8 protein-coding genes and 2 tRNA genes are annotated in these 10,730 nt (G+C 67.6%); 8 read left to right on the forward strand and 2 right to left on the reverse strand.

Annotation, left to right across the window (positions count from 1 at the left end; translation table 11 throughout):
* The gene (locus BOQ54_RS08780; RefSeq protein ID WP_071923727.1) at nucleotides 1-1,170 is read left to right on the forward strand and encodes an ABC transporter permease; all 1,170 of its coding nucleotides are present in this window, start codon (nucleotides 1-3) and stop codon (nucleotides 1,168-1,170) included.
* A gap of 54 nt (nucleotides 1,171-1,224) precedes the next feature.
* Here BOQ54_RS08780 and BOQ54_RS08785 read toward each other — a convergent pair whose 3' ends face one another.
* Nucleotides 1,225-2,247 carry a zinc-dependent alcohol dehydrogenase gene (locus BOQ54_RS08785; RefSeq protein WP_055458402.1) on the reverse strand — a complete coding sequence of 341 codons (1,023 nt, stop codon included), beginning with the start codon at nucleotides 2,245-2,247 and terminating at the stop codon, nucleotides 1,225-1,227.
* Nucleotides 2,248-2,500: 253 nt separating this feature from the next.
* On the opposite strand from BOQ54_RS08785, the gene BOQ54_RS08790 reads away from it, so the two are divergent.
* From BOQ54_RS08790 to BOQ54_RS08800, 3 genes are read left to right on the forward strand one after another with little or no spacing between them, the layout of a single operon-like run.
* Complete coding sequence (locus BOQ54_RS08790) at nucleotides 2,501-4,285, forward strand: PHA/PHB synthase family protein (RefSeq protein ID WP_071923728.1); 1,785 nt, start codon at nucleotides 2,501-2,503, stop codon at nucleotides 4,283-4,285.
* A 6-nt stretch (nucleotides 4,286-4,291) separates the two neighbouring features.
* Nucleotides 4,292-5,692 carry a bifunctional enoyl-CoA hydratase/phosphate acetyltransferase gene (locus tag BOQ54_RS08795; RefSeq protein WP_071923729.1) on the forward strand — a complete coding sequence of 467 codons (1,401 nt, stop codon included), beginning with the start codon at nucleotides 4,292-4,294 and terminating at the stop codon, nucleotides 5,690-5,692.
* The gene (locus BOQ54_RS08800) at nucleotides 5,689-6,906 is read left to right on the forward strand and encodes an acetate/propionate family kinase (RefSeq protein ID WP_071923730.1); all 1,218 of its coding nucleotides are present in this window, start codon (nucleotides 5,689-5,691) and stop codon (nucleotides 6,904-6,906) included. The genes BOQ54_RS08795 and BOQ54_RS08800 overlap by 4 nt, the downstream gene beginning before the upstream one ends.
* Before the next feature lie 255 nt (nucleotides 6,907-7,161).
* Here BOQ54_RS08800 and BOQ54_RS08805 read toward each other — a convergent pair.
* Nucleotides 7,162-7,237, reverse strand: a tRNA-Asn gene (locus BOQ54_RS08805).
* A gap of 141 nt (nucleotides 7,238-7,378) precedes the next feature.
* On the opposite strand from BOQ54_RS08805, the gene BOQ54_RS08810 reads away from it, so the two are divergent.
* The 4 genes from BOQ54_RS08810 (at nucleotide 7,379) to BOQ54_RS08825 (ending at nucleotide 10,655) form a co-directional block, all read left to right on the forward strand.
* A tRNA-Cys gene (locus BOQ54_RS08810) sits at nucleotides 7,379-7,452 on the forward strand.
* Nucleotides 7,453-7,553: 101 nt separating this feature from the next.
* Nucleotides 7,554-8,219 carry a protein-L-isoaspartate O-methyltransferase family protein gene (locus BOQ54_RS08815; RefSeq protein WP_071923731.1) on the forward strand — a complete coding sequence of 222 codons (666 nt, stop codon included), beginning with the start codon at nucleotides 7,554-7,556 and terminating at the stop codon, nucleotides 8,217-8,219.
* Between the two features lie 101 nt (nucleotides 8,220-8,320).
* Nucleotides 8,321-9,805, forward strand: coding sequence for a TolC family outer membrane protein (locus BOQ54_RS08820; RefSeq protein WP_245316175.1), 1,485 nt, complete (start codon nucleotides 8,321-8,323; stop codon nucleotides 9,803-9,805).
* Nucleotides 9,806-9,947: 142 nt separating this feature from the next.
* The gene (locus BOQ54_RS08825; RefSeq protein WP_055458397.1) at nucleotides 9,948-10,655 is read left to right on the forward strand and encodes a PopZ family protein; all 708 of its coding nucleotides are present in this window, start codon (nucleotides 9,948-9,950) and stop codon (nucleotides 10,653-10,655) included.
* Nucleotides 10,656-10,730: the final 75 nt, after the last annotated feature.

A 10,730-nucleotide genomic window follows, 5' to 3' on the forward strand; every position in this document is an offset into this window, starting at 1 on the left:
ATGAGCGGGCAATCGAAACGGCATCGCCTGTCGGCGCGCGGCATCGGCGGCCATGTCGCCAATGTCCTGCGCCTGGCGGTGAAGGAATTGCGCAGCATCCGGGCCGACCCGGTCCTCGTCGCGCTCATCCTCTACACCTTCACCTTCGCCATCTACTCGGTGGCGACGGGCGCGAAGACGGAGGCGGAGAACATGGCCATCGCGGTCGTCGACGAGGACCGCTCGTCCTTGTCGCGCCGACTGCAGGATGCCTTCCTGCCGCCCCTGTTCAAGACGCCGGTCGAAATCGGCGCCGGCAACATCGACGCGGCCATGGATGCGGGGCGCTTCGTCTTCGTGCTCGTCATTCCGCCGCGCTTCGAGGCGGATCTCCTCGCCGGGCGCCATCCCGAGCTGCAGGTCAATGTCGATGCGACGGCCATGACCCAGGCGGGCAACGGCGCCGTCTACGTGCAGAACATCCTGACGAACGAGATCATCGCCTTCCTGCAGCGGCGGGAGGGCAGCGCCATCCTGCCGGTCAACGTCGTCGTGCGGGCGATGTTCAATCCAAACCTGACCTCGTCCTGGTTCACCTCGGTGATGCAGGTGATCAACAACATCACCATGCTGTCCGTCATCCTGACCGGGGCCGCGCTGATCCGCGAGCGCGAGCACGGTACCGTCGAGCACCTGCTCGTCATGCCGGTGACGCCTGTCGAGATCATGCTCGCCAAGATCCTGGCGAATGGCCTCGTCATCGTGGCGGCGGCCTTCGTCTCGCTCGTCGTCGTGGTTGAGTGGCTGCTCGCCGTGCCCATCGCCGGATCGATCCTGCTCTTTCTTTCAGGGGCGGTGCTCTACCAGTTCTCGGTCGCGGCGCTCGGCATCCTGATCGCCACCTTCTCGACCTCAATGGCCCAGTTCGGACTGCTCGCCATCCCGGTGCTCATCGTGCTCAACCTCCTGTCGGGCTCGACGACCCCGATGGAGAGCATGCCGGAGTGGCTGCAGCATGTGATGCAGATTTCACCGGCGACGCATTTCGTCGCCTTTTCGCAGGCCGTGCTCTATCGCGGGGCGGGGCTCAAAATCGTGTTGCCGCAGATGCTGGCGCTCGCCGCCATCGGTGTCGCCTATTTCGCCGTCTCGCTCGGCCGCTTCCGCAAGGTTATCTTCAACGCCGGTTGAATGGCGGCCTAGGCGGATGAGGGGCGGCGACGGAGATCATCGCCGCCGAAGGGCTCAGGCGAGGTCGAGGACGACCCGGCCGTCGATGGCGCCGGCTTCCATGCGCTCGAAGACGTCGTTGATGTTGTCGAGCCGGTCCCAGGAAAAATGGGCCGCGACGGCGCCGTCGCCGGCGAAGGCAAGCGCCTCCTCGAGGTCCTGGCGCGTGCCGACGATGGAGCCGCGTACCGTGATGCGCTTCAGCACCGTGTCGAAGATCGGCATCGCGAAACGGCCCGGCGGCAGGCCGACGAGGGCCATCGTGCCGTGCGGACGCAGCACGCCGAAAGCCTGCTCGAAGGCAGCGGGCGACACCGCCGTCACGAGGACACCATGCACGCCGCCGATGCGCTGCTGCAGCTCCGAAACAGGGTCGCGCTCGCGGGCGTCGATGGCAATCTCCGCGCCCAGCGACCTGGCGAGTTCCAGCTTGTCGGGATGCACGTCGATGGCGGCGACATGCATGCCCATGGCGCGCGCATATTGCACGGCCATGTGGCCGAGCCCGCCGATGCCGGAGATCGCCACCCATTCGCCGGGCTTCACCTCCGTCTCCTTGAGGCCCTTGTAGACGGTAACCCCGGCGCAGAGCACCGGCGCGGCCGGTCCCCAGGCGAGGTTTTCAGGCAGCCGGCCGACGTAGTTCGGGTCAGCGAGGGCATATTCGGCGAAGCTGCCGTTGACGGAATAGCCGGTGTTCTGCTGGCTGCCGCATAGCGTCTCCCAGCCGGTGCGGCAATGGGGGCAGTAGCCGCAGGCCGTGTGCAGCCAGGGCACGCCGACACGGTCGCCCTCCTTCACGCGCTTCACGTCGCGCCCCACAGCGGCAACCGTGCCCACGCCCTCGTGGCCAGGAATGAACGGAAGCGTCGGCTTGACCGGCCAGTCGCCCTTCACCGCGTGCAGGTCGGTGTGGCAGACGCCCGTCGCCGCGATCTTGACGAGGATCTGGTCCGGCCGCGGCTCCGGCACCGTCCATTCCTCGATGGCGAGAGGCTCGCCGAACACCCGCGCTATGGCGGCTTTCATCTTGGGCATGGCACACTCCTTCGGTTGAACCCTGCGGGTGAGAGGCGGGCGAGGCCGCGGCCTCGAGAACGATCGCGGCGGCTTCCGGGTTGTCGTCACATTGAAGCGGATCATGTCTGAGAGCCGCGATCATGCGTCGGCACGGCCGGGGTCTGCTTTGTGCGAGATCAAACGGTGGGGTTGCCCGGCGTGCCATTGTGCGACGCAGCGCGGACATGCCCGACGTGAAGGCCTGCGGTCGGGCTGGACAGAGGAACGCGAGATGAACGATCCCCGTCACCCCCGGATCTCGACGGCACACACGTGTCGCGACGAAAGCCTGGGACTGGAGGGCTACCGCGCCCTGGACCGCATGCGCGAGGCGCTGACAGGAGCGATAACCGGCGGAATCTCGCCGACCTCGCTGGCGCTTGCCCTGTTCGACTGGTCGATCCATCTCGCCGCGGCGCCGGGCAAGCGGCTGGAGCTCATCGACAAGGCGGTGCGCAAGACCGGGCGCATCGCCGCCCATATCGCCGCCGCGGCAGCCCGGCCCGACACGCCGCCCTGCATCGAGCCGCTGCCCGGCGATCATCGCTTCCGCGCCGAGGGCTGGCGCAAGCCGCCGTTCAGCCTATGGGCCCAGGCCTTCCTGCTGCAGCAGCAATGGTGGCACAACGTCACCCGCGAGGTGCCCGGCGTGAGCCCGCACCACGAGGAGGTCGTCTCCTTCGCCGTGCGGCAGCTCCTCGACGTGTTCTCGCCATCGAACTTCCCGCTGCTGAACCCGGAGGTGCTGGAGAAGACGATCCAGACCGCCGGCGCCAATTATCTCGAAGGCTTCTCGAACTTTCTTGAGGATGTCACCCGGCAGGCGACCGGACAGCTTCCCGTGGGCGCGGACGCCTTCCAGCCGGGCCGCGACGTCGCGGTCACGCCGGGCAAGGTGGTCTTCCGCAACCATCTGATCGAGCTCATCCAGTATGCGCCGGCGACAAAGGCGGTGCTGGCCGAGCCGGTGCTGATCGTACCGGCGTGGATCATGAAGTACTACATCCTTGACCTTTCGCCGCAGAACTCGCTCGTCCGCTATCTCGTCGGGCAGGGCCATACAGTCTTCTGCATCTCCTGGCGCAATCCCGACGCCACGGACCGCGATCTGTCGATGGACGACTACCGGCGGATGGGGGCGATGGCGGCGCTCGACGCCATCAATGCCATCCTGCCGGATGTGAAGGTCAACGCGGTCGGCTATTGCCTCGGCGGCACGCTCCTGGCGATCGCGGCGGCGGCCATGGCCCATGCTGGCGACGATCGCCTCGCCTCGATGACGCTTCTTGCCGCGCAGACGGATTTCACCGAGCCGGGCGAACTGGCGCTCTTCATCGACCACAGCCAGATGCACTTCCTCGAGAGCATGATGTGGAACAGGGGCTATCTCTCCGCCGACCAGATGGCGGGCGCCTTCCAGCTGCTGCGCACCAACGACCTCGTCTGGTCGCGGCATATTCGCGAATATCTGATGGGCGAGCGGGCGCCGATGTTCGACATCATGGCCTGGAACGCCGACACGACCCGCATGCCCTATCGCATGCACGCCGAATATCTGCAGCGCCTCTACATCGACAACGAACTGGCGAGCGGCCGCTTCATGGTCGAGGGACGCCCGGCGGCCCTGCAGAACATCCGCGTGCCGATGTTCGTCGTCGGCACGGAGCGCGACCACGTGGCGCCGTGGCGCTCGGTCTACAAGGTGCATCAGCTCTGCGACACGGACATCACCTTCGTCCTGACGAGCGGCGGCCATAATGCGGGGATCGTCAGCGAGCCGGGGCATGTCGGCCGCACCTTCCGCACCGGCCTCAAGGAGGCCTCCGCCCTCTATCTCGGCCCGGACGAATGGCTGGCGGCGGCGACGGTGAAGGAGGGCTCCTGGTGGACGGACTGGGCGGCCTGGCTCGCGGAGCGGTCGGCGGGCGAGCGGGTCGCGCCGCCGGCGATGGGGGCACCGCGCAAGGGCTATCCGCCCCTCGCCGATGCCCCGGGCACCTACATCTTCCAGAGGTGATGCGGCATGAGCGATTTCCTGCGCAACCGCACTTTCGAGGAGCTGCGCCCCGGCGACGGCGCCTCGCTGGTGCGTGTCGTCGGCCGTGACGACATCGAGCTGTTCGCGGCCGTCTCGGGCGACGTCAACCCGGCCCATCTCGATGCCGCCTTCGCAGCGACCGACAGGTTCGGCCACGTCGTCGCGCACGGCATGTGGACGGCGGCGCTGGTCTCGGCCGTGCTCGGCACGGAACTTCCCGGCCCGGGCACGATCTATCTCGGGCAGGAGCTGAAGTTCCTGAAGCCGGTCACCCCAGGCGACACCATCACCGCACGGGCGAGCGTGCGGGAGAAGCGCCCCGAGAAGCGCATCGTCCTTCTCGACACCGTCTGTACCAACCAGCGGGGTGAGGAGGTCCTGAGCGGCGTCGCGACGGTGATCGCGCCGGAGCGGCGCATCGAATGGCCGCGCAAACGCCTGCCCGACGTCTCGCTGCGACGGCATGACCGCTACGAAGAGTTTGTGGCAAAGGCCCGCAAGGCGCCGCAGGTCCGCGCGGCCATCGTGCATCCCTGCTCCGTCGCCGCCATGCAGGCGGCGGTCGAGGTGCGGGACGAGGGCCTGTTGGAGCCGCTCCTGATCGGGCCGGAAGCGAAGATCCGTGCCACGGCCGACGCGGCGCAGGTATCGCTCGACGGCATCACGATCGAAACCGTCCCCCACAGCCACGCGGCTGCGGAGCGCGCGGTGGAGCTCGCCGTCGCCGGCGCGGTGTCCGTTCTCGTCAAGGGCAGCCTGCATACGGACGAGTTGCTCGGCGCGGTCGTGGCACCGTCTTCCGGCCTCAGGACCGAGCGCCGTATCAGCCACGTCTATGCCATGGACGTGCCGGCCTACGACAAGCCGCTCATCGTCACCGACGCGGCCGTCAACATCCAGCCGACGCTCGACCACAAGCGGGACATCTGTCAGAACGCGGTCGATCTTCTGCGCATCCTTGGCATGGAGGAGCCGCTTGTCGCCGTGCTCGCCGCCGTCGAGACGGTCAACCCCAGGATGCCGTCGACGCTCGACGCAGCAGCCCTGACCGTGATGGCGGCCCGCGGCCAGATCACCGGCGCGCGCGTCGACGGGCCGCTTGCCTTCGATAATGCCATCAGCCCCGATGCCGCACGCACGAAGGGCATCGTCTCGCCCGTCGCCGGCCGGGCCGACATCCTGCTGGTGCCGGACCTCGAGGCCGGCAACATGCTGGCCAAGCAGCTCATCTACTTTGCCGGCGCGACGGCCGCCGGGCTCGTCCTCGGCGCCCGCGTGCCGATCGTCCTCACCAGCCGGGCCGATCCTCTCTCGGCGCGGATCGCCTCGGCAGCACTGGCAAGACTCGCTGCGGCGCCCCGTCGCCCGCCGGGGGTGGGTGCATGACGGGCGATCTTCTCGTCACCTTCAACGCCGGCTCGTCCACGATCAAGATCGGCCTGTTCGAGGCCGGCGCGGGGAGGGCGCGGCGCATCGCCCGGGGCGTCATCGACCTGCGCCGCGCGCCGCCGATGTTCCGGCTCGACGAGGTGCCGCTGCCCTTCGAAACGGCACTCGCGGCGCCGGCCGAGGACGTGCGGGGTCTTCTGGCCGAGACTTTCGGTCTCGTCGGCCAGCACGTCGACCTCGAGCGGGTGAGGGCGGCGGGCATCCGGGTGGTGCACGGCGGCGGCACCTTCACCGGGCCGGTCCTTATCGACGACGATGTCGTCGGCAAGCTCGACGAATTGACGGTTCTGGCGCCGCTGCACCAGCCGCAGAGCCTGCGCATCATCCGCGGCATCCGGCACCTGCGGCCCACGCTGCCGCTGTGTGCCAGTTTCGACACCGCCTTTCACCAGAGCCAGGACGATATCGTGCGCCGTTTCGCCCTGCCGCGCGCGCTGCACGACGAGGGAATCAGGCGCTATGGCTTCCATGGCTTGTCCTACCAGTTCATTGCCGGCGAACTCGCCCGCCGTGCGCCTGAGACGGCGGCCGGCAAGGTCGTTGTCGCCCATCTCGGCAGCGGCGCCAGCCTGTGTGCGCTCGAGGGCGGCGTGAGCCGGGACACGAGCATGGGCTTCTCGACGCTCGACGGGATTCCCATGGCGACGCGCTGCGGCGCGCTCGACCCCGGCGTTCTCCTTCACCTCATGGGGCAGAAGGCCATGCCGCTCGCCGCCGTCGAGGACCTTCTGTACCATCGCTCGGGTCTTCTCGGCGTCTCCGGCATCAGCCCCGACAGCCGCGTTCTCCTCGATAGCCGGGATGTGCGGGCCGAGGAGGCGATCACGCTCTTCTGCTTCCGCATCGCGGGCGAGATCGCGCGCCTCGCCGTGACGCTCGGCGGCCTCGACGGTGTCGTCTTCACCGCGGGCATCGGCGAGAATCAGCCGCGCATCCGTGCCGAGGTCTGCGCGCGGCTGGGCTGGCTCGGCCTCACGCTCGATGCGGGCGCCAATGCCGCCAACGCCCCGCGCATCAGCACGGAAGACAGCCGCATCGCCGCCTACGTCATCCCGACCGACGAGGAGCAGGTGATTGCGGATGAGACGCTGGCTGTGGTCGGCGATGCCGACCGTGGAGGACCGGCAGGCCACGGTCTGCTTCGAGTCTGAGGTCCGGAGCGCTCCTGCCCGTCGGAGGGTCGGCCCAACCGGCCGTTCCGGAGGTCACTGTTTGGGACGGCCAGGAAGCTGGCAGACGGCAAGATCCTTGATGAAAGCCGCCAACTGGCGGCAGCGCTTCACCAAGGTCCGCAGCGTTCTCGTTCGATCTTGCGTGGATTGGCACCTCATTGGCGCTTGCGGCGCCAATGTCCGAGCGCGGACGGGGCAATCTGAAGCGTAACAACGATTTTGGGAGGAAGAAGGTGGCTCCCCGAGCAGGACTCGAACCTGCGACCATTCGATTAACAGTCGAACGCTCTACCGACTGAGCTATCGGGGATCACGGCCGGTTGACTATATCATGACAGACGCTCCTGCAACCCCTTTTCGTGCCCGTCACCAGGCTGTGGATCGAGGGGGAGGGGCACCCCAAAACGGATGTTGCGGAAGGGCCCGCGCCTTTGGTATGAACCCGCGGCGAGGCCTCGTGGCGGAGTGGTTACGCAGAGGACTGCAAATCCTTGCACCCCGGTTCGATTCCGGGCGAGGCCTCCATATCCGGCGATACCGCTTTCGGGATCGAACCCGCCGGCCCGATGCCAGCGGGAACGCTGCCCGGGGTGTCCTGCCGGCAGCGATCCTGAAAGGTCCCCCCGATGCTCGATTTCGCCCAAGCCCGCCGCACCATGGTGGACTGCCAGGTCAGAACCTTCGACGTGGTGGACCATGCCTTGCTGAGCGTCCTTGAGGAGGTGCCGCGCGAGCGTTTTGTGCCGGCCGCCGCGGAAGCTACCGCCTATTCCGACCGAGCCATCACGCTGGCGCGATTCGCCGACGGGACGGCGCGTGTCATGCTGCCGCCCATGGTGCTCGCCCGGATGATCCAGGCTCTCGACATCGTGCCGGGCAACCGCATCCTCGATGTGGCCGGCGGCACGGGCTACGCGAGCGCTGTCATGGAGCGTCTGGGGGGCGATGTTGTCATGCTCGAGGCGGATCCGGCTCTGGCAGAGCGTGCGAAGGCCATCCTGTCCGATCTCGGCTGCGACGTCACGGTCCAGGTCGGACCGGTCGCCGAGGGTTATGCAGCGGGCGCGCCCTATGACCTGATTCTCGTGAACGGGGCCTATGAGACCGTTCCCGACGAATTGCTCGCCCAGCTCGCCGACGGCGGAAGGCTCGCCGCGGTCGATGCCTCGGAAGGGGCTGGCCGGGTCGTGCTCTTCCAGCGTGCTGGCGAGGCGGTGGGTAGCCGTCGGCTGTTCGATGCCGCAGCGCCGGTGATCGAGGGGTTGCGGCGCGCGCCGTCCTTCCAGTTTTGATTGTCTTCAAGGTTATACGCTGTGTCGCATTTTTGCGGCACAACCAGAAAAGTTGGCGCGATCGTTCGCGTCAGCGGTTCTCGCTGCCGGATCCGGGCTGTATGCTCGCCGCCGAGCGTTCGCAGGGGCTGGCACGTTCGAAGAAGGATTCTGAGGTGCTTTTTAGGCCTCGACATGACGGGAAGGTGGCCGTGATTCGACATTCGAAGACCACCGGGGCGAAGTGGCTGAAGCTTGCGGCACTGTCCGGCACCATCCTCGCGTCCTGCGCTGCTGCGCAGGCCGAGACGATGGCCGGCGCGCTCGCGAAGGCATACGAGAACAACCCGTCTCTGAACGTCCAGCGTGCGCAGGTGCGCATCACCGACGAGAACGTGCCCCGCGCCAAGGGCGGCTGGCGCCCCACCATCACCGCGCAGGGCACCATTGGCGCCGTGGCGTTGAATTCGCGCACACCCAACGTCGGCGGGTCCAATGACGATCTGTTCCGCCGCACCATCGGTATCGAGGTGCAGCAGATGATCTTCGACAGCGGCCGCACGCTCAACACGGTGCGCGCGTCGGAATCGCAGGTCTTCGGTGCGCGCGAGACGCTTCGCAACACCGAGCAGAGCGTGCTCCTCGAAGGCGTCATCGCCTATATGAACGTGCTGCGCGACACCGCCGTCTACAACCTGCAGACCAACAACGTCGAGGTGCTGCAGGAGCAACTGCGCCAGACGAAGGACCGCTTTGACGTGGGCGAGGTGACGCGCACGGACGTCGCCCAGGCCGAGGCGGCGCTCGCTGCCGGGCGCGCCCAGCAGAGCGTGGCCCAGGCCAATCTCAGGTCCAGCATCGCGACTTACCGGCAGGTGATCGGCGTTGAGCCCAAGCAGCTCGGGCCGGGCATTTCGGCCGAGAAGTACCTGCCCAAGACGGTGGATCAGGCGGTCGCACTCGGGTTGCAGCGCCACCCGGCGATCGCCGCCGCGCAACACAGCGTCGATACGGCCGAGTTGCAGGTAAAGGCGACGGAAGCGCAACTGCTGCCCGATTTCCGGGTTTCGGCGGGCGTGTCGCAGAGCTGGGACCAGACCATTTCTGGCGACCGGCGCACGAGCGCCTCCATCATCGGCACGCTCAACGTTCCCATCTATGAGGGTGGCGTCGTCTATGCGCAGACCCGGCAGGCCAAGGAGACCGCCGGTCAGGCGCGCATCCAGGTCGATCTGATCCGCGACCAGGTGCGCCAGCAGGTCATCGCCACCTGGTCACAGCTGGAGGCTGCCAAGCAGCAGATCACGGCGGCGCAGGCGCAGGTGGAAGCCAACCAAGTCGCGCTTGAGGGCGTCCGCGAGGAGGCCAAGGTCGGCCAGCGCACGACGCTCGACGTGCTCAACGCCCAGCAGGCATTGCTCAATTCTCGCGTCGAGCTGGTCACGGCCCAGCGAGACCGCATCGTTGCATCCTATGGCGTGCTCTCGGCCGTCGGTCGCCTGGCGGCGCCCACGCTGGGCCTCAGGGTCGCGACCTATGATCCGAAGATCCACTTCGAGCAGGTCAAGGACAAGTGGATCGGTCTCGACACGCCGAGCGGCAAGTAGCAGAGGTGGTATTTTGCGGCCGGAATGCCGCTAAATCCTGTGGTCTTTCGGGCGGGGCGCTTGCCTCGCCCTTTCTGCGTGAAATACTCGGCTGAGGCGGACGGACGTGATTCCCGCGTCCGACAATTGATCGGTGCGACGCATGAATTCGGCGAGCCCCAAGCTGCAGGACCCTGCGAAGACGCCCGAGCCGACGATGGACGAGATTCTCGCGTCCATCCGGCGCATCATCACGGAGGACCAGTCCGCGGCGGCGCCGGCTCCCCGGCTGCCGGTGGCGGAAGAACGCATCCCCCGTCAGGATGCCGGCCGTCCCGACGGCGCCCGTGCCGATAGCTTGCGCCGTGAGGCCGCCGCTCATGAGCGGATGCACCGGGGTGAACCCTTCCTGCCGGAGACGCCGCGCAGGCCTGTTGCCGCCGAAGAGTCTGGCGCCGCGGTGCGCCCGCCGGCTCCCGGGCCCGCACCGCATGCGACGCCCCTGAACGCGCCGGCCGGCCGCGAAGGCTTCTCCCGCGCCGCCATCGAGCGCAGCGTTGCCGAGGAGGCTATGCCGTCGCTGGTCGCGTCGCTTTCAGCTGCGCTGCCGCCGCGACAGCCGGAGCCCGCATCTGCCCAGCGCGAGGCGAGGGACGAGTTGCTCTCGCCACAGACCGGCGCCCGCGTCGCCTCCTCGTTCGAGGCTCTGACGTCCAACGTTTCCGGTCAGGGTGCGCGCACGCTGGAGGACCTTGTGCGCGATATGCTGCGTCCCATGCTCAAGGCTTGGCTCGACGACAATCTTCCGGCCATCGTCGAGCGCCTCGTGCGGCAGGAGATCGAGCGCGTGGCACGCGGCGGCCGCCGCTGAGTCTTGTTGCGACACGCGCAGTCTGATCGCCGGATCAACCTGGTCCGCGATTGACTTATGCCTGTCGCTTCGCTT

The organism is Chelatococcus daeguensis, assembly GCF_001887265.1.
Lineage (GTDB): Bacteria > Pseudomonadota > Alphaproteobacteria > Rhizobiales > Beijerinckiaceae > Chelatococcus_A > Chelatococcus_A sambhunathii.